The organism is Lacibacter sp. H375 (assembly GCF_037892425.1).
Taxonomy (GTDB): Bacteria; Bacteroidota; Bacteroidia; order Chitinophagales; family Chitinophagaceae; genus Lacibacter.
On the sequence record NZ_JBBKTT010000001.1, the window covers coordinates 1,587,339 to 1,612,934 of the forward strand.

Genomic DNA, 25,596 nt, shown 5'->3' on the forward strand with positions numbered 1-25,596 from the left:
TCGAATAATCTGGGAGACGATCTAAATTATTTGGGGTTCTTTACTGGAGCACTTCCAGTAGCTGGAGGATTGTACACAAGTTCATTATCCGGCACATCCCAATAATCAAGGAAGTTATACTCAATAGTAGCATTGGTATTAACAGCTCCCGTTCCTGTAATTACCACAGCACCGGTTCTGCCGCCGCCTTGAGCTTTTGGATTAATAACTCCCCAACGTCTTGCATCATAAAATGATAAACCGATAAAAGGTAATGCGACTCTCCTTTCTCTTCTTAATTCTTCTTTGGCTTGTGCTAAAGTGAGACCGGTATTCGCAACCGCTGCTAGGCCTGCGCCTTGAGACGTTCTTACTGCATCTATTGAAGCTAAACCAAGATCAATACTCCCAGTATAGATCAGTGCTTCAGCTTTCATTAATTCATTTTCTTCATAACTACTTGCAAGAAAAAGTTCCTCGCCGCCTGCATCAGTATTAGTATATACTTTCACACCGGCCATGCCAGTACCTTTGTTTATTAACCTGTAACGTGTGTTAAACACCTGGCCACGATCGCCGTTTCCGATCCATGTTGCAGTTTGTGCAATATTATTTGCAAGGCGTTTGTCTCCTGTTTTAAAATCCTGTACCAAACGTTCACTTAATTTATAAGTATTACCACCAGCCAAAGCGTTTTGCACTTTAGATGCAACAGTCCCTGTTGTTGGTGAAAGAAAATCACCTGCAGTGTTAGAACGACCTGTAAACACTTTATCAGTTGCAAGTACACCGTTTTGTGTAAGTGTGAGAATTGAGTTCCACTGTGTTGCTGTCATTGCAGCAACAGGAGTATTCACCAAAATGTTTCTTGCTTTCAAAGTGTTGATATTGCGTTTCCACATATCAACAGTTAAAATACCTCCTTTGCCAACCTGGCAAAAACTTGGGATGAGTTTGCCCAGCACTTCACTATAAGCAGTAGTACTTGTAGCAGCGTTTAACGTTGTGGCTGCAAGATCAAGTTGTTTGTTAGATTCTGCAATGATTGCTTCTTTCGTTACATAATTAGGATTGGTTGTACCCGCTGTGTTGTTAATGATGCCGGCATAGTAAATAGATCCAATTCGTGCATAAGCAAAGCCTTTCCACCAATATGCCCATGCCTGGATGGTTGCTTTTTTTGTTGCTGCGTCCGACGTAAAAGTTGCATTTTCCACAAGCGCAAGAATATTGTTACTTGCATTAATCATCGAATACATATAAGCCCACTCATAATACAGTGTATTCTGTCCCTGATTGCTGTTTGTATTAATCAAACGTATCAATGCTAATTGCGTATTTGGCGAATTGGGGTTTAAAACAACAGTGCCGTTATCGAGTGTAACCTTATCAGGGCAACCGATTTGATTAATAAAAGCATTCGCTGCTTCTACCTGAATTGCATCGCCCATCATTTCATGAAAGCCAATTGCACCTGACCAGAAAAAGCCATAAACACCATCTGAATATTTAAGATCTCTAAAGCCATTTCTGTAAATGCCTCCTTGCGCAAGCGCAATAATACCTGCTTCTGTTTTAGCACTTTCGGGAGTTGGTTGATTCGGATTTTTTACTTCTAGTTGTTTGCTGCACGATATTGCGCCGCTTATAACGATCGTTGTAAAAAGTATGATTCGTAATTTTTTCATTGCTTGTTTTTTTAGTTGTTAGAAACCAACATTTAATCCTATTTGATAAGTTTTGAGGTTCGGGATTGTATTATGATCCACGCCTCTATCAAACGCAGAGTTACTTGTACCAGAACTAACTTCTGGATCCATACCGGTATATTTCGTAAATGTTACAATATTGCGGGCCAGTAAAACAAGTTGTAATCTTTGTATAAACGGACGGTTTACGAGTTTAGCAAAATCATAAGCAATCGAGATATTACGTAATCTCATAAATGAAGCGTCTTCATAAAAGTAGTTACGTGTTCCATTTGCCTGTACCTGTGCGTACACACCACGATAAAAAGCAGTGTAAGCACCAGTTTGTCCGTTTATAGTAATAGGCTTAGTGTAATCATGATGGATACCATCACGGTACATCCACTGCTTAGTTTGGTTATACAAATGGCTTCCGTAAACCCAATCCCACTGCATGGAGAAACTAAGATTATTAAGGAGTGTTAGATCATTAATAAAGGACATATTGAATTTTGGATTTGGATCACCAAAACTTACCTTACCTGGTGTCACAAACGGTTGTTTTGTTGCCTTGTCTACTACCCAGCCATTGCTTGCAACAACATAGTTTTGTTGCGACGCTTTTGGAATATAAGGAGTTCCGGTAGCAGGGTTTAACTGGTCAACAGCTGTGATTAATAAATTGCCATATAATTGTCCAATTTTTTCTCCTGCTTTTAGAACATAATTACTGCTTCCTGCATTTGACAACACAACTATTTCTGTTCCGCCTTTCACTGATGTGATCTCCGAAGTTTGCTTACTGAAGTTGGTTGTAAAGTTCCATGTAACTTTTGAACCTTTATATATGTTAGCGTTCAAAGATGCCTGGAATCCGCTTGACGATAAGCCAAACGCATTGTCTCTGACAGTACCTGTACCTGAACTTGGTGCGGCATCAACATTATAGATGGCGTTATCAGTTGTACGACTCCAATAAGTAGCAGAGAGATTAAGAGTGGGGAACCAAGCTCCTTTCAATCCTTTAAGTGTTATATCCGTTCCAATTTCAAATTCCTTTGAAACCTCAACATCTAGGTTTGGGTTTGGATTACTTGTTGGAAAAGTAAAAGCTACGTTAGTACCGAGGTTTGCAGTATTCAAAACTAAATAACGATCAAAAGGTCTTGGTTGAATACCGGCTTCACCATAAGCTGCCCTGATTTTAAATTCAGAAACAATAGAGCCAATTTTGTTATCCTGCCAGAAATTGAATGAGGAAAGTCTTAAGTACGCATCTCCACGAGGGAACGTAAATGGTTTTGAACCACCACCGAATGCAGAAGAATAATCACTTCTTACGCCTCCAGATACGCCCGCAATTTCTCCAAACTCAATTCGTTGGTTAATTAAATAACCATAGGTTACGAAAGGTTCTGTATAGTCAGATTGGATACGATATGTAACCATCTGGCTGGCCGTGTAAGGAGTATAGAATGGAGCATCTGCACCCCAGGTGATGTATTGCTTGAAAAGATTTTTTCTGTAATCGAATGCTAACAATGTAGTGGTTTTGATTGGAATATTAATATTGAAGTCCTCTTGAAAATCAGTGTTAATTGTAGCAGAAGTGATAAAGTTTTGGAAAGTTGTCCTGTATCGGAAATTGTCGATAGAGCCTGAAGTACCCACTGAAGGTGTAGGTGCATAGTTACCAGTCCACCATCTGGTACCCCAGAATTTCGCACTTGCGTTATCGTCCTGTGGTTTTACATCATATACTGCGTCTTGAGTTTGATAATTTAGTCCGTATTTCATATCAAGCTCAACAAATTTTATCGGCTTATAATTCAGGTTGAAGTTTTGTACAACGTCAATCTTATCATCAATACTGTTGGAGTATTGTGTTCTGTAATTTGGATTATATCCATTAACACCTGTTGCATCACCAAAATAATATCCGTAACTGCCATCAGGCATTTTGTAATCATAATTGGCAAATGGCCTTGAGTTATTCAGGGCAAAAAGGATACCCCTACCTGTTGCATCATTTAAGGTATTGCTGGTGTACACTAATTGAGTTGTACTTCTGAACTTTAAATTTTTTGCAAGCTCAACACCCAGGTTGGAAAGCAAATTAGAACGGGAATATTTACCATTGTTTCTGAATGTACTTGTTTGTCTGTTATCAGAAACTGCAAAACTGAAATCTACTTTTTCTCGTGCTCCAGAAATGGTAATGGAATTATTTGTAGTATAAGCATCACGAAAAAACATTTTGTAATGATCATAATAGCGAAGATTTCTATCGTAAGGTTTACTTGATGTGGTGTTTGGGTCAACCAAGTTTACCTGCACGTTTTCACGATAAACACTTATTGCAGGATCAAGGTTTATAAGATTTCCCGAAGATCCAATTACGTCACCGGCTGTATTTGTGGTAAATGGATGGCGATCTGCTTTTTCAACATTTCCTACGTTCAGCATTGTATTTACTGAAACGTTAGATGAAACATCAATTCTGATTTTCCCCATTTTCCCCTTCTTAGAAAACAGCTGAATTACACCATTTGCTCCCTGGGCGCCATAAATAGTTGCAGCAGCAGCGCCTTGTACAACTTCAATTCGTTCAATACCACTTAAGTCAAGCGAGTTGAGGTCGGTTGCTCGTACTTCAATACCATCAAGCATGATCATAGGCGTAGTACCTCTGTTCACAGTATTGATTCCTCGAAGTAAAATGTTCACAGGTCTGCCGGGAGAACCATTGGTACTGCTGATTTGAGCACCAGCAATCTTACCAACCAGCGCTTGGTCAACCGAAGCTGTTGGTGCAGAAGGCAATTTGTCTGATGTAATTGATTCAACAGAAATACCAAGCTTCTTCTTACTTGTTGCAACACCTGTACCTGTTACAACTACTTCGCTTAAGGCTTTGTTATCCGGTGCAAGGGTTATCGTAAGTGAGCTCTCGTTAGCGATTTTAATTTCTTGAGGCTCATAACCAATAGCACTAACCAGAAGAACAGAGTTTGCAGGAGCTTTAATGGTGAAGGAACCGGTAGCGTCTGCGCTTGTTCCGGTTTTACTACTTTTTACCCGAATAGAGGCATTTGGAATGGGAGACCCGTTGGCTTCTGTTATTTTACCTGTTATCGTTTTCTCCTGTGCAAAGGCTGGAAAAAAGCAAACACAGGCCGCCAGAAGCAGCAGTGCAATTTTTCTCATGTGATTGTTAGTTTTGTTAGTTGATTAAACTAATATAACAAAAATCAACTGCTAGAAAAATCATCCAAGATGAAATTAATTATCTCCAAAATTTAAAATAGATCAAATTGTAATTTAATTTCTGCTGATATTCAATGGGAAAATGATTTTTTTGGATAAACCGGACAGTTTTGTCAAACAGCTGGAAATATTTTTTGTAAGAGGAAATAGATAGTTTGTACTACAAGTGTATAACAGGTTCAAAAGGCACATGTCAGTTAAAGGAAGGCAATTTATTTTTTATATCAGGCAAATGCGTTTATACAAAGAATGCCTGTGATCCATCCATCGTGATCAAAGTAGTTTAAAAGCTATTTAGCTAATGTGCTGACACTGCTTTCAACCCAACTATCGAAGCAATAAGCGTAGTAATAAAAAACAAACGCCAGAAATCAGCAGGCTCTTTAAAGAATAAAATTCCCATGATCACTGTTCCAACAGCACCGATTCCTGTCCATACAGCATAGGCTGTTCCGATAGGAAGTGTTTGCGTGGCTTTGTACAATAACAGCATACTGATGCTGAGACAAACGAAGAAACCAATCATCCAGTAAACAGATGTATTGCCGTTTGTTGCTCTTGCTTTACCCAGACAGGTGGCAAAACCTACTTCAAACAAACCCGCAATGATGAGGATGATCCAATTCATAAATGATGTTCAATCTGTAAATAATGCCGGGCTGTCTTTATATCAATCCACAGGGCATTTCTCGTGGTAATTGATCAATTCGATTTTGGAAGGAGCAAATTCAAAACCACTGAATTTCACAACGATCTCATCCAGCACTGCATCAATTTCTTCAACAGTATTTAAGGTTACGAGTTTGCCACGATATTCTTTTATGTTGGGAAGACCTTTCAAATAGTTAGCATAGTGACGGCGCATTTCAAAAATGCCCACCTTCGGTCCTTTCCATGTAAAGGATTTATGTAGATGCTTTCTGCAAACTTCAACACGTTGCTCAATAGTAGGCGGAGCAAGATGCTCACCTGTCTTTACAAAGTGCTTGATCTCGTTAAAGATCCATGGATAACCAATGGCAGCACGACCGATCATCACACCATCAACACCATAACGGTTTTTATACTCCAATGCTTTTTCAGCACTATCAATATCACCATTACCAAAGATTGGGATCTGAATACGTGGATTGTTTTTCACTTTAGCGATCAATGTCCAGTCAGCTTCACCTTTATACATCTGGCTGCGTGTACGTCCGTGAATGCTCAGGGCTTTAATACCTACATCCTGCAAACGTTCGGCTACCTCTTCAATGTTCTTGGTATTGTCATCCCACCCCAATCTTGTTTTTACAGTAACAGGTAATGAAGTGGAGTTAACAACGGAGGCGGTTAACCGCACCATCAGGTCAACATCTTTCAACACACCGGCACCTGCACCTTTCATTGCCACTTTCTTTACCGGGCAACCGAAGTTGATATCAACCAGGTCAGGATTCACCGTTTCGCAAATACGGGCACTCATGCCTAGCGCTTCTTCATCGCCACCAAAGATCTGGATACCGAAAGGGCGTTCTTCTTCTTCAAAGTCCAGTTTCTGGCGACTTTTAATGGCATCACGTATCAAACCTTCGCTGCTTATGAACTCACTGAACATCATATCGGCACCATTATCCTTGCAAACTGCACGGAATGGCGGATCACTCACATCCTCCATGGGTGCAAGGAGGAGCGGAAACTCAGGAAGCGATATGTTACCTATCTTTACCACGTTCAAAAAGAGCTGCAAATTTAATCAGTTTTCACCAGTAGTTATGTACGAAAATCAGTATCAGCGCAAATTAGAGCCGCCGGTTGAGTTTTTGATCCTCATTGGCATTTGGGTAGGATGTTTTGTTTTAGGCAGCGTGGCAGCCATTCCAATCTGGATCGGGATGACCGGGAAATCACTTCTAGACATGCAAAAGGAGATGTTTAACCCCGCAAATGTGGATGCGGTGAAGATGATGCAGGTGGTTTCAACCATTATTATCTTTTTTGTGCCTGCTTTTATTACAGCAAGAATTGTATCAAAACAACCATTTGAACGTCTGGGTTTCAAAAAAGGATTGCATTTGAATCGGGCAGTTGTAGCCATATTGATTATGTTATGTGCGTTGCCTTTTGTTGGCTTTTTGGCTGAACTAAATAAAGCCATACCAATAACTGCATCTATGAAGAAGATGTTTGATGCAATGGAATCGCAGTATGCAGAGCAGGTAAAGCTGATGGCAACATTTAAAACTCCAACTGATTATATTGTTGCATTGTTTATCATTGCCTTAATGCCTGCCATTGTTGAAGAGGTATTTTTCAGAGGAGCAATGCAAAGTATTTTTATGCGATGGTTTAAAATACCATGGCTGGTTATTTTTATCACCGGATTTATTTTCAGTGCTATTCACTTTTCGTGGTATGGATTTATTCCTCGTGTTGCTTTGGGAATGGTACTCGGCTATATTTTCTATTACACCGGCAACCTTTGGTACAGCATTATTGCGCATTTCTTTAATAATGCATTGATGGTAACTATTCTTTACTGGCAATACACTAAGGACAAAAAAATTGATATGGAAGTGGGTGACAGTGCTCCGTGGTGGGCGGGTTTGATCAGTGCAGCGGTATTAGTGGGACTGTTTATTCTGCTGAAAAAACTGATGGTAACAAAAGTGTATCCTGATAGTATTGCGAATGTGCAAAACCAAGCATCGCAAAACCAATATCTTAAATAATACTTCTTTCATGGCATTTAACTGGCAAACATTCCGCACACGTACACTCACAGCTATTTTATTTGTGGTGGTGATGCTTGTTGGGTTGTTGTGGAATAAGTGGAGTTTTCTTTTTCTCTTCAGCATCATTCATTTTGGTTGCTGGATCGAATATCAGAAACTGGTTGGCTTGGTCGATAAAGGATATCAAACGATCAATCCGTTTCATAAATACGGTGTAATGATCGGTGGTTATGGGCTGATGTTATTTTTTACAGCTGATTGGTATATTAGTGAGAATGTTTCACTTCATTCTATTGGATGGATGTTGATGCTTGCGGGTTTTCTAATGGTGCCGATAAGTGAATTGCTTTTTTCAAAACAGTTCAACTTTAAATACATTGCCCATTCCGTTTTTGGTTTGATTTATATTTCACTAAGCTGGGCATTGCTCATGCATTTACGTAGTGGCGCTATGTGGATGCCGCACAATGGTGAGGATACGTTTACAAATATTTCTACATTGTTGGCGAGGATCAGTGGGTATGCTGTACCGCTTATCATTATTGGTTCCATCTGGATCAACGATACTATGGCTTACATTGTCGGGTCACTTATTGGGAAAACTCCACTCAGCAGTATCTCGCCTAAAAAAACATGGGAAGGAACTATTGGTGGTATTATTTTAGCAGTTGGGGTAATGTGGTTACTGGGATATTTGAGCCAATCATCTGTTGCATGGCTATGGGCTGTTATTGCTGCGGTTGCGGCAGTTGCAGGTACATGCGGTGACTTACTTGAAAGTAAACTGAAACGATTAGCCAATGTAAAAGACAGTGGTAGTTTTATGCCTGGCCATGGTGGTTTTCTTGATCGTTTCGATTCTTTATTATTGGCAACACCATTTGTGTGGTTGCTGTTAAAACTGATAAACTGATGATGCGTTGTTGTGTGTTGTTGTTTCTTTTCTTTTTGATGCTTTCCTGTAAAAACAATAAACAGGACAGCAACACAACAGCTGTTGTGCAGAAAGAAAAAGTAGTATCGGAAGTGGAAGAAGTAACAGCTGCTGTTAGCGCATTGTTGCCCTTACCCAGTTCTTATCAATTAAAACGTGCAAAGAAATGGCATGATGTATCGGGTGAAAACTGGTTGGTGTTGTACGAAACGGGGGCGTATATTGAAAAAGGACAAACTCATGCATCAGCAAAACTATCTGCAGTGCTTTATCAAAAAACTGATAGTGGATTTGTAACGAAGTGGAAGATGATGGATCAGATCAATAATTGTGAGTTAGATATTGTGTGTTCATTTTATGATGATCATTTAACCATTACCGATCTCGATAGTAATGGTCTTGCTGAAATAACGATGTTGTATGCACTTAGCTGCAAAGGCGATGTAAGTCCGAATGAAAAGAAACTCATCATGTATGAAGGCACACAGAAGTATGCAATTCGTGGTGAAGAACTGATGCTTCTGCAAAAAGATACCATTGGCGGAAGCTGGAAAGCCGATACCGCTTTCAGCAAAGCACCGAAAGCTTTCCTTTCATACGCTGTTGAGCGTTGGCAGAAGTTTGGCAAACAGGAATATCAATAGGCCGAATCTTTGTACTTTCGCTGTTCAAACTTGTTCCATGACTATTCACAGAGAAGGATTTAAAAGTATTTCTATTGCAGCCGTATTGTTTGTGATCATTAATCTGCTTGCGTTTAATTTTATCAGCCCAACGTTGCCGGTTCTTTCCTGGCTCATTTTTGCAGTAACCTTATTCTTCTTTCTTTTTATTGTTTCTTTCTTTCGTATTCCAAGACGTATTACGCCCAAAAATGAACATGCCATTTACAGTCCTTGCGATGGTAAAGTGGTGGTGATCGAAGAAATAACCGATGTTGAATATTTCAAAGACAAGCGTATTCAATTGAGTGTGTTCATGAGCCCGGCGAATGTGCATGTGAATGTAAATCCCATTGCAGGTGAAGTAAATTATTCGCAATACCATAAAGGCAAATACCTAGTTGCCTGGGACCCTAAATCATCTACTGAAAACGAACGCCATAGTGTTGTGTTGAGTAATGATCGTATTGTGATCCTTGTAAAACAAATTGCAGGTGCCGTTGCAAAGCGTATCGTCAATTATTTGCAACCCGGACAAAAAGTGGAGCAAGGTGGTGAACTTGGTTTTATCAAATTCGGTTCACGTGTTGATCTGTTATTACCTCCGGGCACAAAGATCAATGTAAAGCTGAATGAAAAAGTACAGGCAGGAGTTACGGTGCTGGCGGAATATTGATTGTGAGTTGTGAGTAGTGAATGGTCAGTGCTTTGGCTCGATCATTCCTGAAAGAAGCTTAAACATCTTAATCATAGTGTCACCTAATTTTTCCGAATCAAAGGTTTTTAGATAATTCAGGTCGTTTGAAACGTCAAGAGCGGCATCGATTTCAATGACAGATCCTCTTGCAATTTCATAATATCTTTTTCTTTCAACTTCGGATTTTCTAGAAGACCCTTCAGCAATATTTAAATGAACGGATAGTGCAGCTCTCCTGATCTGAGATGCCATAGCATACTTTTCTTCGTCCGGTAAAGATTTTGTGAGTTTGTAGCATTCGAAAGTAAATTCACGGGAAGACTTGTAAACCTCAAGTTTAGTGTGACCAAGGTGTAAAAACATAGCAAGAGTTTCTTAAATGTAATAAGTTTAATTCACTATCGGAAACCCCCTCACTACTCACAATTCACCACTCACCATCAAAAAATCCCTTCCAGTTCTTTCAAATGAGTAATTACATATGTTGGTTCAATTCCCTTTAACTCTGCGTTGATATGATTTACAAAAATTGCATGCATCCCAGCGTTCAATGCTCCTTTAATATCTGCATCTAAATTATCGCCGATCATGATGCTCTGTGTTAACTCTGCACCGGTAATACGAAGGGCGTATTCAAAAATTTCTTTGTTTGGTTTTACGCTGTTGCTTCTTTCGCTGGTGATCACTTCTTCAAAATATTGTCCCAGTTGGCTGTTATCAAGTTTGCGCCATTGTGTTTTTTCAAAACCATTGGTGATGAGGTGAAGCTTGTATTCCTTCTCTTTTAAATGACGCAGTATTTCATGGGTGTATGGGAACAGGTTTTGTTTAGTGGGTAACACCTCTAAAAAATAACCGCTCATTTTACGGGCCAGTTCCTCGCTGCCGTTTTTAAATTCAAGCAAAGTGCGCCACATCCGTTTCCATTTGAGATCATCAGCTGAAATATAACCATGATGATAGCGGTCCCATAGAATAGCGTTGTGATGCAGGTAGTGTTTACAGAACAAGTCAAAATCATTGATGCCAGCTGCCTGCAAATCAAGTTCTTTATACACATCGGCCAAGGTTTCCATGGCATTGGCATCAAAATCCCAAAGGGTATGGTCGAGATCGAAAAACAAGTGACGATATTTCATTTCAGATTTCAGAATTACGATTTTAGATTTGTAAGAACGTATCTTGTAAACAAACCAACTATTTGAATGTTGATTAAAACCTGCAATCTACACAGTAAAATCTGAATTTATGAACGTTGTCATCACTGGTGCATCAAGAGGAATTGGCAAAGCCGTTGCAGAAATTTTTGCGGCAAACGGGCATGCTTTGTATCTCAGTTCAAAAAGTGAAGTGGCGATCTATAAGACCATGGCAGAGATGCAGGACAAATATCCCCGTGTAAAAATAAAAGCCAAAGCTAGGGATCTCAGCAAAAGGGAAGAGGTAGATAGTTTTGGGAAATGGGTACTCGACAACAGTTTCAACATTGATGTATTGGTGAATAACGCCGGTAATTTTTTACCCGGTAGTGTGTATAATGAAGAAGATGGTTTCCTGGAAGAAATGATCGCTACGAATCTTTACAGTGCTTATCATTTAACCCGTAAACTGTTACCGCAGATGATGAAGCAAAGTCCGGTCAGTGGTTCACGTGGACATATTTTCAACATGTGTTCAATCGCTTCATTACACTCGTATAAAAACGGCGGTGCATACAGCATCAGCAAATATGCCATGCATGGGTTCAGCAAAAACTTACGTGAAGAGATGAAACCGCATCTGATCAAGGTAACTTCTGTTTTCCCTGGCGCAGTCATGACCGATTCATGGGGTGATTATGATAATTCCGCAAAACGAATCATGGAAGCGGAGGATATAGCCAAACTGGTATATGCCAGTTCACAACTTTCGCCACAGGCTTGCGTGGAAGATATTATCATCAGGCCACAACTGGGTGATCTCTGACCGCCGATGAAATGATGTTTTGATGATGCGAATGAGTGCGGCCACGGAGAAACGCAAATGAACACAGGCTTTGCTTATTGCCTACTACACATTCCGCAGCTTTCATCATTAATATCAGCCAATCAACTAACTCTTCGGTTGTTTTAACATCAACTTACATCAACGGCACCTGTTCAACCCCTCACTTGTTTTAATTTTGTCTACTCATGTTGAAGCGCCCACTATATGGCTTTTGGATGATCAGTTTTCTGTTATTGTCTTTCTGTACAACGGCACAAGTGAAACTGTCTGTCATCCCCAGCAAAACAGTTGTGCAGCAAAACGAAAGCTTTCAACTGCAGTTTGTAGTTGAAGGCGCAAGCCAGATCGATGATTTTACGCCACCATCCTTCCGCAATTTTGAACAGTTAAGCGGCTTTGATCAAACCAATGGATGGACATGGGTGAATGGGTCACTTTCTGAATACATTACCTACACCATCACGCTTCGACCAAAAATTAAAGGACGTTTACCTATTGCATCGGCCATTGTAAAATCAAAAGGAAAAATTGCAACATCATCACCCATTGTCATTTTTGTAAAGGAAGCAGGTGCCACAAAACAAATGGAGGAAGAGCGACCTGATTATTACCTGATGCCTAATGAAAATTTGAAAGATAAAGTTGCAAAGAACCTGTTCATTAAAGCTACGATCGATAAAAACAGTTGCTACGTTGGTGAACCTGTGCTCGCTACATTCAAATTATTTACAAGGCTCGATAGTGAATCGAAGATTGTTAAGCGACCATCGCTCAACGGTTTTTCTGTTGTAGATATGGAACAACCGGAAACAGGCATTTTTTCGAAAGAAATGTACAATGGGAAAATGTATAACTGTTATCTCATTCGTAAAGTGCAGCTGTTCCCCTTGCAATCGGGATTGCTTACGATTGAGCCGGTGGAAGTGGAGAATCTTGTTCGCATGATCAGGGCCAGAGCACGCAGCGCCAAAGAAACAAACACGTGGCTTGATGCGGTGATGGAAAAAGTAAAAGAATCGGAATACAGCAATGGTGATGTAATTCAGGAAACGATCATCTTAAAAAGTGATTCATTAAAGGTGAATGTGCTTGATCTTCCTGAAAAAAATAAACCTGAAAGCTTTGATGGTGCCGTTGGGAATTTCAGCATGGATGCATCACTCCTGAACAAAAGCATAGCAGCAAACGATTATGCAACTTTACGTGTAGTTATTAAAGGAAAGGGGAACCTGCCAATGATCACAGCACCAACTGTTCATTGGCCAAGCGGTGTTGATTCGTTTGATGCAAAGCTGAGCGAAGAGATCGATAAACATAATGCACCTATCAGCGGAGTCAAAACATTTGATATTCCGTTTGCCGTTTCAAAAACGGGATTGTTCACTATCCCCAAGATCAACTTCACGTATTTTGATGAGCAGACAAAAACTTATCATACACTTTCAAGCGACAGTCTGCAGTTGAATGTAACCGCAGCAGTGAAACGAAAAACACCTGTGTTTAATGATGAGCCAATTGTAAAAGAAGCCTTGCCTCGATGGGTATGGGTAGCAGGTGTTGGCAGTGGTTTGCTGGTATTGATCGCCGGTATCTTTTTCGTTCAACACAAACGTGAAAAGAAGGCTGAGGAAAAAAGTATTGTAACCCAACAAGTGGAAGAATATATTGAACCACAAAAAACAATGGATGCTTACTTGCAACCGGCAGCATATGTATTGCAAGGCTTGCATCCGAAACAATTTTATACATTGCTGTTGCAAGGGTTGCAGGATTTTTTCATTGAACGATTAAACCTGCAAACAAAAACGGCGAGCAATGCACAAATTGTGCGTGAACTGCAACAAAAAAATTGGCCCGATCTGGCAGCACAGTTTCAACAATTGTCTCAGGCTTGTGAACTGGCTATTTTTAGTCCAATGGAAATTACAGATGATAGGGAACAGCTCATGCTTCAATCAAAAGAACTGATGCAGGAAGTTGACAGAAGGATATAATGCAGCAGGTATTTTCTAACAGCAATCACCTCATTTTTTAAAAACAATTTTGCCTTTTCCAATTCAGGTCTGTCGGCATTTGGAGAGTTGGCTACTGTAAGCAATTGTTTGTAATAGTAGTTTGCTTTCACTACATCATTACTCAACTCACTTGCTAAGCCTGCTCCGTACAATGCATTGAAGCGGTTAGGGTGGGTTTTTAAATTTGCTTCATAGGCTGCCAACGCTTCTTTAGGTTTATTCATCAGCAATAACATATCGGCCATTGATTCTTTTGCAGGAATAATTTCACCGGGAGTGACAGGGCTTTTTCCTGTTTTATCTTCCAACTCAACAGCAGTTGTTATTTGAATTAATGCTTCGTTTGTTTTTCCTTCTTTACAAAGAATCCATGCTTCGCCTGTTTTTAATTGTATCAACACCTGATTGGCTTTGTATACATCTTTTTCAGCGATCAATAATTGACGCATACTGTCAAGATTTTTCAATTCAGTTTTTGCTGCATCAAGTTTATTGGTATGAACAGAACCCATCAACCTTGTAAAATGAATGATAGCCTTTTGCCATGGAAATTTCTGCCAGGGGAAATCAATTGGATGCATCTTCATTTCAGCGGCTTCTTTCCATAATTTATTTTCGAGATAGTAACGTGCAGGAATTGCAGCAAAGGCATACGCATCTTTAAAATTTACCGGGTACACTTCCTTGATTGTATTGAGATAATCGAATTGCTGTTTTGCCAATCTGGTTTCACCCCGCTGCAGGTAAGCATAAACGAGGTAGTCCATGCCATGCAGTTCTTCATCCCAATGACCTTTTATGCCGGCTGTTTCGGCATAGCATTTTGCAGAAGAAGTTGAAACAAGATTTGATTGAATACATTCATTCCAAAGCCCGAGCCTTGTAAAAATATGCGAAGGCATATGTTGTGCATGTGCCGATGAAGGAGCGATGGTTGCGTATTTTCTTGCTGCCGGTAATGCTAGTGATGCAAGCTCAGGATAATCGTAGGTGTGAATAATGTAATGCACAATGCCCGGATGATTTGGTTCACCGGGGAATAATGCGGTTAAGATTTCACCCGCTTTCCGTTGTTTGGTATATGTTTTATCAGCAGGGTCGGATGCCCCAACAAGAGACAATGCATAAAATGCCGCAACTTCTTTATCGGTTGGGTAAGTAGCATAAACCTTTTCCATTGCTTTTTCAAAACTGAGTGTACGTGTACGATGATCGATCGAATTCCAGTCTTTATAAAATACGGCAATGGCATTAATATAATCTGTTTCTTTTTTTGATTTATTCTTTAACCCTTGTGCAATCAGGATTGCTTTTGTTCCTTTCTCGAGCTCAGCCTGTGTTGGTGGTGAAGGCCACACCTGGTGATAGTTACTCATGGCCACTCCCCAATAAGCCATGGCGCAGTTTGGTTCTTCTTCAATCACTTTTGCAAATACTTTTTCTGCTTCATCATATTCAAACGAATGCAGCAGCGCAATTGCAAGATCAAAGTCTTCTTTTGTTTTTGGTGAACAGGAAGTGATAAATTGAACAGTTCCGAATTGTTCATCGGCAGGGCCACACAAAACTACATTACCACGTTTCAGATCGATCTCATTGATATCTTCTTTCGATGGAGCCGTACTTCTTTCGTTACATGCGGCAAGTTGCAGCAGGAATAAACCAAAAACAATTCTAGTAAGACCATAAAATAATTTATTCATAACTACCGGTGTTTAAAAGAAGTATTTGGCTTTTGTGAAGAACCTGACGCAATAGCTCAAGCTACACAAAAATTACACCCCATCTCCAGGTAATTATTTTACAAATAAGCTTGCTCTGCTTTATTCATTAAATTCTTAATTGAAAATGTGGAGGTCATGGTTAAGCCGTCACGTGTAATTCAGAATGTACAGGTATTTCATCGCCTTCCAATGCATTCGGTTTAAAGAAGAAACCCATCCACAAAACAGATGCGCCCACAAATAATAAACCGGCGATCATTTGCCAACCGATCCAATTTGCCATGCCATGTGCATTGAGAATAGCAATGAGCGTAACAAGCATATACAGTAATCGGAACAACTCTAATGCCACCGCCCATTTTTTTGCACGTAAAATGCCTCCCCAGCCGATCGTCATCATAAAAATGCCTGCTGTCATGATCAACCGTTCAGTAATGGTCAATGGCATGGTGAGATTTATGGTGATGAACATATAAACCAAGCCTGCTGCAATTTGTGCAATGATGTATGGCTTTGTGTTGCGGAATTGTTTACTGGAGAATTTCACCTGGTCATCTCTTGTGTAACCAACTCTTGGAAAAGCCTGTCCTACATTTTTTGGTCGCCATCCCAATGGCATAAACCAAATGCGGATCTTATCCCACCAGCTATCAGCAGCTACTGCATCATCCCATAATTGTTTCCAGTATTGGATGTTAATGTAAATAGGGTCCCAGGTGCGTGGCGGATGTGTAACACCATAACACACTTCTTCTTTTTCTTCTTCAAACGAGCCAAACAGTTTATCCCAGATGATGAGAAACTCCGAAAAATTCTTATCAAGATATTGTGTGTTTACACCATGATGCACACGATGGTGCGATGGTGTAACAAAAACCTTTTCGAGTATTCCCATTTTTTTGATGATGCGTGTATGATGCCAGTAAGCGAGAAACAAATGCACGGCTGCCATGGAATAGATCATCTCCGGTGAGTAACCGATAACTGCCAATATCCAATCGAAGAATAAAAACTGGAACATACGCTGGGTGAAACTGGCACGCAAACCCACAGATAAATTCATTTCTTCTGATGAATGATGCGGCATATGCGCCGCCCAGAAAATATTAATGGTATGTCCCACACGATGGAACCAATAGAAAATAAAATCCTGCAGCAACAATAGTATCAGCAGGCTATACCAGGTGGCGGGAATTTTCCACGGTGCTACGTTGTTGTAGAGCCATCCGTAAAAGTGATACACAAAAAACAGAACAGCAAGATTGATGCATTGGTTGCCGATGCCGGTTGCAAGATTCGCAACAGTATCCTGGAAACTGTAGTAACCATTTTTCTTCTTCACGCAATACACAATTTCCAGTAACAGCAACAGTATTGCCAGCGGTGATAAAAGTGCATACACATTCATAACAAAAGGTTTATCTAAAATTAGACAGCTTCTGTTTCTAATGCAATACCACGTAACGGTTGATATTTGCAGGCTTTGCCAAACATTTTATTGCTGTTAGCATAAACTGCGGTACCGGAGAAATAATTTCGTTTGTTTTGCTTATCCTGCAATTGATACGCCAATCAACTTTCCAATGCCAAATGTGATAGCTGCGGCAAGTAAACCAAACAATACCTGCCTGAAACCGGAGAACCAAACATTTCTTCCGGTGAATAATGTAATAGCAGCGCCGATGAGGAATAAACCCAATGCACTCACCGCAACACTTATGCCGATGGCGGCAGCGCCTTTGGCAAACATAAACGGTGCAACAGGTATAATGGCACCAATGGCAAATAAGATGAAGGAATAAACAGCTGCTTCAACAGCCGATCCTTTTAATTCTTCAGCATCAATACCTAATTCTTCTTTCACCAACAGGTCGTGTGCCTTTGTTTTATCTTTCATTATTTCATCTGCAAGAACGTAAGCCTGCTGTTCATCAATTCCCTTTGCCATATAGATCAACGCTATTTCTTTTTTCTCTCCTTCAGGATTTACTTCCAGCTCTTCCATTTCAAGTTGCATCTGGTTTTCATACAACTCCTGCGAACTTTTAACAGAGATCCATTCGCCCAATGCCATGGATAAAGCGCCGGCCAATAATCCTGCAAGTCCCGCCAATAAAACTCCCTCCTGACCTTGCGTGGCACCTGCAACACCCATCACCAAACTAAAATTGGAAACCAATCCATCATTACCACCCAACACTGCAGCACGAATGGCATTGCCACCAACAGAACGATGTTTCTTTTCAAACCTCGATAGTTGCTTGCCTGATACCTGTGTTTCTTTTTCTAAGATGCTGCGAAGAATTTTTACATGCGTTGTTTCGCTGCCCGTAATTTCTTCTTTATTTTTCTTTTTGGTTTGAACGATGGCATTTGAAATACTTTTCTCTGTATCCATGACTGCACCCAACACATAATCGTACCCGAATACTTTACCAATGACGTTTAAGGTTTTTGCACGCCAAGATGGTTTAGGAAGAAATGATGCATCGATCTTTTCTTTGGCAGCAAACGCAAGGGCATGACTGTTTTCAATTTCACTCATTTGCCTGAATACATTGGCAATTACAGGATCATCCTCATGTGTTGCCAGTTTCTGGTAAAGAAAAGCGGCATCTATTTCGGTTTGAATATTTTTCAGGTTCATAGCTTATGTTGAAGGATTAAGATAAGCAGAAGCGACTCACCCTGCGATGATGTTGATTGGTTGACGAGCTGATTTTGAAACAGCTTTACTCTGATAGCAGGGAAAGGCCGTAAGTGCTGAAGTGTTTTTTCCAGTTGGCAAGAGAAAAGCCAAATTCAAAATCGCCCAGTTCATCAACATTTTGATTTACATGGGCAGAACAACGTTCTCCAAACACAACCAGCGTCTTTTGTTGCAGGCTGAATTGTATGTATTCAAGCGAGTTGTATAACTGGCTTTCAAGGCAGTTGCTGTAAACCTCGATCATCTCTTCATAGTATTCTTTATCATCTTTACTTACAGCTGAACCTTTTTTATGTAACAGCTCTCTTGCTGATGTTATTTTCTGTTGCAGTAGTTCCTTTTTTTGTTTGTTCATTGCGTCAAGCAATAACTTTTTACCGGCAGGAGTGAATAAGTCTTCCAGTTTAAACTGTTTGCCTGTTTGAAGATCGAAATTGTAATAACGGGTGAAAGGTTCGCAATACGCACCGCAACCTTCCGCAGAGAGACTGATACTGAAAATACGTTTGCTGTTCTGCAATATTTCGTAAGAAATATCTGAAAGCCTGCCGTAAACATTTTCTTCATTGGCCCAACTATTTTCAAAAATGCTTTTTTTGACCTTGTTCCTGTCAACATCCAGAAAATCACTGCACAGGGTATTGTTGATGCGTGTAGATATGCTCCCGGTTTTTGTTTTGATCAGCGGAAAGATATAAACCTGTTCTTTGTCTTGTGGATGCGTTTCTTTGATCTCTTTCACAGTTACCTGGCTGTGCGACAAAAACGGGAATAGCAGGGCAAGAAGTATGAATAAATTTCTCATGTTTAAGCTGGGTGTGCTCTAAATAAACCCAAGTTAAGAAAATATGGGTTGACATTCTAGAGCTGAAAATTGTGTAAGACGCTGTGTTGATCAATCAACCATTAAAAGAAAATCATGTAACGGGTTGGACATTTGCGGGGGAGATGAGGTAGATTATTGGCTTATTGAATTGGCGGAAAAGCAGTCCAACTGTCCCCATCATCAACATATCCATCTCTGATCCAGTCATCATACTTGTAATGATTATCTCCAACGTATCTCAGGGTATTGAGATCGATATGGTTATTAAACAAGGCATGAAAAACTCTGTTGAGTTTTTCGTCTGAGTATCTCACATCCAATCCGTCGATTGTTTGGGTACATATTTCAAACGGTACAAATCGAAATCCAATGAACTGTTTTTCAATTTTCTCACAAAGCAGTTTAAAGATATCAGCATATTCAAGAAAGGGCGAAACAACTAAATAGCTTGTTCCTTTATATTGACTTTCTAAAATTTTTACAGTACTGTTATCATTACCGATGACTGTATAATATGGCCCGGTTAAGCTCACGAAGAAATGTAGTTCCTTTGTACGGGTTAGATTATCAATAGAACTTGATTGGAGTAAAACATAGGAACTGAATGACGGAGCTTGTCCGTATGTGGTGCCAATTATTTCTTTTCCGGTTTCTTTTTGAATTATTGCTGTGAAATTTTCCCAGCGTGAATTGAAATGTTCGTCAACATGAATATTATCTACAACCCGATCTTCAAGCTCTTTCAATCCCGGATATGAATAGTACATCCTACTATCATCTTTCTTTACCCCAATTGGATAAAATCTTTTGATGCTTTCATAGATCGTCCAAAAATCAAATTTTTCTGAATTGAAATGAAGCATAGGTTGATTTTTTATCAAGATAGCACAAGCGAATTTTTCTTATTAAATATAATGAGAAATCATTCTTTCACCGCCACCGCAATCTTTGAATCAGCAGTTCCATAATACAAAAACCATTTGTTCTTAAAATAAACAAGGCCTTCTACAAAGCACACTTCGTTTACTTCGCCCACACGTTCATAGTCTTTATCAGGGCGAATGAAATTTGAATCAGTTCTGCTGATGAGTTTCCATGGTTCCTCTTTATCAAACAATGCTTGTCCCGCTGCATAAGTAAACTTCGGCATACTGCTGTCGCTGAAGTTGGCGGCATTACTTCCGTTATAAATTAAAAGAATGCCATCGTTTTGTAACAATGCATACGGGCCCGGTTCCACCAACCTGCTGTCGAAATAACCCATACGTGGATGCAGTACCGTGATCATCTTTTTGCTTTCTTCATTTTCAGCAACGGTCCAGTGAATCAGATCATCAGACGATGCCATCAACAGATCTGTATCACCGAAATACATCCAGTACTTTCCATTGATCTTTGTGGCAACGATCTTTTCTCCGTTTTGTTTGGCAACAATGGCTCCCGATTTCGACCACACATCTTTATACTTGTCATCATTCAACACCAAACCATGTTTGGTCCAGCTTCGCAGATCTTTTGATGTAGCTAAACAAAGCCTGGCTGTTTTACCATCGTAGGAAGTATAGGTAAGAATATAAGTGCCGTCTTCGCTTTGCACTACACGTGGGTCTTCCACACCGCCTTTCCATTCATAGATCTTCATGCTGTCGTTATCAGGAAAGAAAACCGGCTTCGGCATTTTGCTAAAATGTAAACCATCATCACTAACTGCAAGACCAAGCCGTGAGGTCATATGCCTGTCCTGTGCACGATAAAGCAGATACACTTTCCCATCCTTAACAACGGCAGATGGATTGAGTACATTCCGTTCTTCCCAGTTGACGGTTTGTTTGCTGACGGGGCAGTTGAATTGTTGTGTCGAATCGGGCTGCAGAATAGGGTTGAGGCTATCCACTTTTACAAAGTTGAGCAAGGCCCAGCTGTTGGTTGTTGGTTGTTTTGTTTGTTCAGTACAACTGTAAAGAAAAATTGTGAAAAGGAAAATGAAAACCTTGTTCATGCCGGCAAGTTTACAGGAAGGTAGGAAAAATGCACAGAAAGAATTTACAGCATATGAACGATCACGGATACTTTTCTTTCATGTACTTAAGCGAGTTTTTGATCATCTTTTTTAAAATGCCTTTATCAACATCTACAAGTCGTTTAAAATAGATACAGGCCTTTGCTACTTTATGTTTTCCGAATTGTTGCAATAATTCTTCCCGCTGATCAAACCCGGAGGAAAGATAGAGTGAGAACTCAGCCTTGCGTGGCGAAAAACCAATTAAGGGTGCATCTCCTTCATGTCCGCTTTCATACACATACTGATAGCTGCCAAAACCGATTATGGATGGCCCCCACATTTTGGGTTCAAAACCCGATTGCTCTTGCATCAACTCAACAAGTGCCAATGCATCTTTTTGTTTTTGCTGATCAGGAACAGCAGCAATAAACTTAAAAACATCGCTTGTTGTTTCTTTTGTTTTTGCCTGGTATTTTGCCATGGGATGAGTTTGTCAGGCTTTTTTTAAGCAATAAATAATGTTATTTGAATTGTCAGGATCTGTTTTGCCCGGCATGAGTTTAAAATCAAATTTCTCTAGTAACCTTCTTGAACGAATATTTTCTTTATGGGTTAAGGCCTCTATGGTTTCTATGTTTAATTCTGTAAAAGCAAATTGTATGATTTTACGCAGAGCACTTGTCATAATACCTTTGCCTTGAAAATCCGGCAAAAGTTCATAACCAACTTCTGCGTATTTATTTTCTTTATTAATATTCCATAAACATATGGTGCCTGCAAGTTCATTAGTTGGGAGCGTTTCAATGATAAAATAAAATGGGTTTGGGTCAGCATTTCTTAGCTCTATAAACTTTTCGACATCTGAAATATTTTTGGGTAGATCTCTTTCAATAAACCTGTTTACACTGGGATGAGTGCGTAAGTAATAAAGATTTGCTGCATCTGATTTTTCAGGGGCTCTTAGTTTTACTTTGTCTGTATGTAATTCAGTTTTCACTATTTACTTTTCTTATGTTCAGTTGCTCAAAACTGATTTGAAGATAATGAAATGTATGAAGCCTACCGTCGTTGGGTGTTATCACCAACACACTACACAAAGCTGGGTTTGATTTGTTATAATTTATGCGGTTGGTCGGGAGGCACAACCTCGGCGTCAAATACCAACAGTTGCAAAAAAGACTATTCTAAATTGACTGGGGCACCAAGGGTTGTTGAAAGCCTGTCCATTCTTATTGTGTCGGACCTCTTAACATCTACATATTCAAAACAAGTCTCAGAAAGTTTCAGGATTTGATATATTCGTTTTGATTGATTGTTATCTAAGGTCAACCTATTGTTTCTTTCATTCAATCTATAAGTACCTGAAACGATAATAGATGAAGAATCAGTAGGAACCCATCCGTAACTAAATGTGCCATCTTTTTTTAGCGATAATTTTAAATATTTACTTTGTTCTCTACTATGTTCATTGCCAATTGACCTCCAGTTTCCGTATACTTTCAAAAAATCAATTCCAGGTCCACACGATAGTGGAATGTAAGGAGCTTCTAGTTTTTCATAGACTCCCACGTGTTTAAGTGCTGACACTGTTTCGGTATCGCTATTAATGAGGTTGTTTTCCACCTGTTCTCTTTTCCAAGGCAATTCACCAAGTCGGTGATAAAAATCACTGAACCGATTAAGGGTATCATTAATGTCTAGTTGGAAATAGTAACAGAATAAACCATGCTTGTCTTTAAACTCAAAATAAAATGTAGGACCAGAATAGCCCCCATCGCCAGAATAACCACTACGGTCAGGTATAATGCCAACATTTTCTCTTCTCAACGTTTTTACTGCAGAAAGTAATGTATCAACATAGCGGCTGTTATTGAATTCGCCTATTGAAGTTTCATAAATTACAGTATCGCTATCAATACGAACAGGAACTCTAAGTATGACTGAATCTTTTTTGGGATCGTAGTATAAATAACGAAATAGCCCTTCCCCCTTGTTATATAACGTTACACTATCTGCTTCTGAGAACGTAATTATCTTGATATATTCAACTTCATCTTTGTAATGGCTTGTTGAACAACTTAGATGTAATGCAATGAGTAAAATCAAACCCAAATGATTTCTCATGTAGCAATTTTTTTATTCAATTCAACTTACTCCCCCTCCACAAACCGATACCCAACCCCTCTTGCCGAGTGGAAATAAACAGGGTTGCGGCTGTCTTCTTCAAAGTACTTGCGGAAGTTGAGGATGAAATTATCGATGGTACGTGTAGTAGGATAAACATTGTAACCCCAAACCACCTGCAGAATTTTTTCACGGGTTACCACTTCGTTCTTGTTTTCAATGAGCAGGTGCAGCAACATACTTTCCTTTTTACTCAGCTGTATTTTTTCGCCTTTAAAGTTGATGGCTTCCTGTGCTTTAAAATCAATATTGTTGTTGCCAAAGCTGTAGCTTTCGCCAATGCTGTCTTTATCCTGTATTTTTTTATTTTTCTCGATCAGCTTCTCAACACGCAGCAACAACTCTTCAAGGTTAAAAGGTTTGGTGAGGTAGTCATCCGCACCTTTCTTTAAACCCAGTACACGGTCGTGTGATGTATTCTTGGCACTCAACATCAAAATGGGTACATCGTTCTTACGTATGCGGATACTTTCTGTTGCACTGATGCCATCCATCTCAGGCATCATTACATCCATGATAATAAGATCGAAGTATTCATTCTCCACTGCTTTGAGAGCAGCCACACCGTCACCGGCGGTAGTTACTTCATAGCCTTCCAGTTCAAGATTTAATTTCAAAGCATCCAGTAAATGCTCTTCATCTTCCACCAGTAAAATAGATGCTTTGTTTGTGGCCGACATGTGTGTAGTGTTTAAAACTGAATTACAAAAATACTTCCACGTGGGGTATTGTTCATCACAAATATGTCACCATTGTGATCGGTAATAATCTTGCGGGTGAGGTATAAACCAAGCCCCGTACCTTTTGCTTTGCGTGTGTTTTCGTTACCGCTACGGTAAAACTTTTCAAATATCTTCTGCTTCTCTTCGTCGGGCACACCCATGCCTTCATCACTTACTTTGATCTGCGTTGTTTCGTTATCATCCATCAGGTCGATATACACGGGGCTTTCTTTTGGAGCATATTTGAGAGCGTTATCAATCAAATTGCTCAAAGCGATCTGGATCAGCAATTCATCACCTTCTATATAAAAGTCTTTATCAGCACTTGCTTCAATGCGTCGGTTGGGATACCGGTTCTTGTAATCGCTCACTACCGTTTCCACTACATCAGCGAGATTTACTTCTTCGTGCTCTCGCTGGAAATTTTTTTCTTCCATTTGCGATGCAAGAAGAATATTATTGGTGAGAATGTTCAATCGGTTGGTTTCGCTCAAGGCACTCAATAGGAGTTTCTGTTGCTGCACCTCATCGAGCTTGCGACGTAATACTGTTTCAATGCTGAGGCGGGTAGTGGCGATGGGTGTTTTTAATTCATGTGTAATAGCCATCATAAAATTCTGTTGCAGGGCCGAAACTTCGATTTGCTTACGAATGGAACGATAGACAAACACCGCACCTGCAAGGATCAATGCTAGAAAGGTAATGCCTTCACCAATGTATTTGGCTGATTGTCTTTTCTGAAAAAGCAAGGTTTCATCACGCAACAGATCATAGTTAGGATCGTCAAGTTTTAATTGAGCAAGTTTCAAGGCTGTCATATCAGCACTTTGGCGCTCGAGTGAAACAAACCACCACACTAATGCTGCTATTACATAAATAAGGAGGATCCAGAACCAGAACGAGAAATTACGGAAACTATATACTTTATTGGTATAAGCCATTATGATTTTGCTTTTTCAATACGTATACCGGCATTCATGACATGTAACAAAGGATTGTCACGCATTGTTTGTTGCAGCCTGATAGTATAGTTACCCTGTTTGGTAAACCTGATATTATTGAACAGGGGATAACGCACTTCCCAGATGTCGCTCATGCCGGTGCCAATCCATTTTCCTTCCTGATCTTGCAGGGTCAATTCAAAGCGTTCTTTTTGAAAGGTACTATCACCGGGTTGGCGGGTTGAAAGAAAGAGCCAGATGTTTTTATACGCATAAGCATCTGTATGACGCAACGTAACAAGTACATTATAAGTTGATACGGTATCGGTGATATTGAACACTACCTCAGGTTGAAAATCATAAGTCCATTGGTGCTTAGGGATCTCAGCATTTTTTTCGAAGGCGTCAATGGAACTGCAACTGCCCAGTAAAACGGAAGAAAAAATAAGTGAACTTGCGATGAATGAATTTGCAAGAGTATGTAAGCGCTGCAATGATTTCAAGCGTAATGTTTTTACAAAGTTCAAATTCCAAATCCCAAAATC

24 protein-coding genes are annotated in these 25,596 nt (G+C 39.8%); 6 read left to right on the plus strand and 18 right to left on the minus strand.

From position 1 onward, the window contains the following. Positions 1–26: 26 nt before the first annotated feature. The 4 genes from WG954_RS06990 to dusB all read right to left on the minus strand — a co-directional run bounded on the left by WG954_RS06990 (position 27) and on the right by dusB (position 6,645). The gene (locus tag WG954_RS06990; RefSeq protein ID WP_340434922.1) at positions 27–1,667 is read right to left on the minus strand and encodes a RagB/SusD family nutrient uptake outer membrane protein; all 1,641 of its coding nucleotides are present in this window, start codon (positions 1,665–1,667) and stop codon (positions 27–29) included. A gap of 18 nt (positions 1,668–1,685) precedes the next feature. Then, on the minus strand, positions 1,686–4,874 hold the full coding sequence (locus WG954_RS06995; protein ID WP_340434923.1) for a SusC/RagA family TonB-linked outer membrane protein: 3,189 nt from the start codon (positions 4,872–4,874) through the stop codon (positions 1,686–1,688). A 358-nt stretch (positions 4,875–5,232) separates the two neighbouring features. Beyond that, positions 5,233–5,562, minus strand: a complete 330-nt coding sequence (locus tag WG954_RS07000; RefSeq protein WP_340434924.1) for a DMT family transporter — start codon at positions 5,560–5,562, stop codon at positions 5,233–5,235. Positions 5,563–5,604: 42 nt separating this feature from the next. Next, positions 5,605–6,645 (minus strand): tRNA dihydrouridine synthase DusB, encoded by a 1,041-nt coding sequence (gene dusB, locus WG954_RS07005; RefSeq protein ID WP_340438908.1) that lies wholly within the window; start codon positions 6,643–6,645, stop codon positions 5,605–5,607. 43 nt (positions 6,646–6,688) lie between these two features. Here dusB and WG954_RS07010 point away from each other — a divergent pair, with 43 nt between their 5' ends. The 4 genes from WG954_RS07010 to WG954_RS07025 are packed head-to-tail and all read left to right on the plus strand — an operon-like array spanning position 6,689 to position 9,920. Further along, on the plus strand, positions 6,689–7,645 hold the full coding sequence (locus tag WG954_RS07010; RefSeq protein WP_340434925.1) for a CPBP family intramembrane glutamic endopeptidase: 957 nt from the start codon (positions 6,689–6,691) through the stop codon (positions 7,643–7,645). Between the two features lie 10 nt (positions 7,646–7,655). After that, the gene (locus WG954_RS07015) at positions 7,656–8,561 is read left to right on the plus strand and encodes a phosphatidate cytidylyltransferase (RefSeq protein WP_340434926.1); all 906 of its coding nucleotides are present in this window, start codon (positions 7,656–7,658) and stop codon (positions 8,559–8,561) included. Then, complete coding sequence (locus WG954_RS07020; protein ID WP_340434927.1) at positions 8,561–9,226, plus strand: M949_RS01915 family surface polysaccharide biosynthesis protein; 666 nt, start codon at positions 8,561–8,563, stop codon at positions 9,224–9,226. Before WG954_RS07015 ends, WG954_RS07020 begins: the two co-directional genes overlap by 1 nt. Before the next feature lie 37 nt (positions 9,227–9,263). Beyond that, positions 9,264–9,920 (plus strand): phosphatidylserine decarboxylase family protein, encoded by a 657-nt coding sequence (locus WG954_RS07025; protein WP_340434928.1) that lies wholly within the window; start codon positions 9,264–9,266, stop codon positions 9,918–9,920. 24 nt (positions 9,921–9,944) lie between these two features. Here WG954_RS07025 and WG954_RS07030 read toward each other — a convergent pair whose 3' ends face one another. Next, positions 9,945–10,304 carry a four helix bundle protein gene (locus WG954_RS07030; protein ID WP_340434930.1) on the minus strand — a complete coding sequence of 120 codons (360 nt, stop codon included), beginning with the start codon at positions 10,302–10,304 and terminating at the stop codon, positions 9,945–9,947. A 77-nt stretch (positions 10,305–10,381) separates the two neighbouring features. Then, positions 10,382–11,080, minus strand: coding sequence for a YjjG family noncanonical pyrimidine nucleotidase (locus WG954_RS07035; RefSeq protein WP_340434932.1), 699 nt, complete (start codon positions 11,078–11,080; stop codon positions 10,382–10,384). A gap of 109 nt (positions 11,081–11,189) precedes the next feature. Here WG954_RS07035 and WG954_RS07040 point away from each other — a divergent pair, with 109 nt between their 5' ends. Beyond that, positions 11,190–11,906: an SDR family oxidoreductase gene (locus WG954_RS07040; protein ID WP_340434934.1), complete on the plus strand. Its 717-nt coding sequence runs from the start codon at positions 11,190–11,192 to the stop codon at positions 11,904–11,906. A gap of 206 nt (positions 11,907–12,112) precedes the next feature. Beyond that, the gene (locus WG954_RS07045; RefSeq protein ID WP_340434936.1) at positions 12,113–13,921 is read left to right on the plus strand and encodes a BatD family protein; all 1,809 of its coding nucleotides are present in this window, start codon (positions 12,113–12,115) and stop codon (positions 13,919–13,921) included. Here WG954_RS07045 and WG954_RS07050 read toward each other — a convergent pair. The 12 genes from WG954_RS07050 to WG954_RS07105 form a co-directional block, all read right to left on the minus strand. Further along, positions 13,879–15,645, minus strand: a complete 1,767-nt coding sequence (locus tag WG954_RS07050) for a tetratricopeptide repeat protein (protein WP_340434938.1) — start codon at positions 15,643–15,645, stop codon at positions 13,879–13,881. The two genes, WG954_RS07045 and WG954_RS07050, sit on opposite strands and share 43 nt — an antisense overlap. A 160-nt stretch (positions 15,646–15,805) precedes the next feature. After that, positions 15,806–17,074, minus strand: coding sequence for a sterol desaturase family protein (locus WG954_RS07055; protein ID WP_340434940.1), 1,269 nt, complete (start codon positions 17,072–17,074; stop codon positions 15,806–15,808). 141 nt (positions 17,075–17,215) lie between these two features. Further along, positions 17,216–18,313: a VIT1/CCC1 transporter family protein gene (locus WG954_RS07060; protein WP_340434942.1), complete on the minus strand. Its 1,098-nt coding sequence runs from the start codon at positions 18,311–18,313 to the stop codon at positions 17,216–17,218. Positions 18,314–18,398: 85 nt separating this feature from the next. Beyond that, a complete protein-coding gene (locus WG954_RS07065; RefSeq protein WP_340434944.1) occupies positions 18,399–19,181 on the minus strand; it encodes a hypothetical protein in 783 nt (260 codons plus the stop codon). A 161-nt stretch (positions 19,182–19,342) separates the two neighbouring features. Beyond that, complete coding sequence (locus tag WG954_RS07070; RefSeq protein ID WP_340434946.1) at positions 19,343–20,065, minus strand: hypothetical protein; 723 nt, start codon at positions 20,063–20,065, stop codon at positions 19,343–19,345. Positions 20,066–20,124: 59 nt separating this feature from the next. Then, positions 20,125–21,201: a glycoside hydrolase family 130 protein gene (locus WG954_RS07075; protein ID WP_340434948.1), complete on the minus strand. Its 1,077-nt coding sequence runs from the start codon at positions 21,199–21,201 to the stop codon at positions 20,125–20,127. Between the two features lie 61 nt (positions 21,202–21,262). Next, complete coding sequence (locus WG954_RS07080) at positions 21,263–21,685, minus strand: DUF1801 domain-containing protein (RefSeq protein ID WP_340434950.1); 423 nt, start codon at positions 21,683–21,685, stop codon at positions 21,263–21,265. 12 nt (positions 21,686–21,697) lie between these two features. Further along, entirely contained in the window at positions 21,698–22,201 is a 504-nt protein-coding gene (locus tag WG954_RS07085; protein WP_340434952.1) for a GNAT family N-acetyltransferase, read from the minus strand. Between the two features lie 182 nt (positions 22,202–22,383). Further along, positions 22,384–23,328 carry a hypothetical protein gene (locus tag WG954_RS07090; protein ID WP_340434954.1) on the minus strand — a complete coding sequence of 315 codons (945 nt, stop codon included), beginning with the start codon at positions 23,326–23,328 and terminating at the stop codon, positions 22,384–22,386. A gap of 26 nt (positions 23,329–23,354) precedes the next feature. Beyond that, the gene (locus WG954_RS07095) at positions 23,355–24,068 is read right to left on the minus strand and encodes a response regulator transcription factor (RefSeq protein WP_340434957.1); all 714 of its coding nucleotides are present in this window, start codon (positions 24,066–24,068) and stop codon (positions 23,355–23,357) included. 11 nt (positions 24,069–24,079) lie between these two features. Continuing rightward, the gene (locus WG954_RS07100; RefSeq protein WP_340434959.1) at positions 24,080–25,051 is read right to left on the minus strand and encodes a sensor histidine kinase; all 972 of its coding nucleotides are present in this window, start codon (positions 25,049–25,051) and stop codon (positions 24,080–24,082) included. Then, on the minus strand, positions 25,051–25,554 hold the full coding sequence (locus tag WG954_RS07105; RefSeq protein ID WP_340434962.1) for a gliding motility lipoprotein GldH: 504 nt from the start codon (positions 25,552–25,554) through the stop codon (positions 25,051–25,053). The genes WG954_RS07100 and WG954_RS07105 overlap by 1 nt, the downstream gene beginning before the upstream one ends. Between the last annotated feature and the right edge of the window lie 42 nt (positions 25,555–25,596).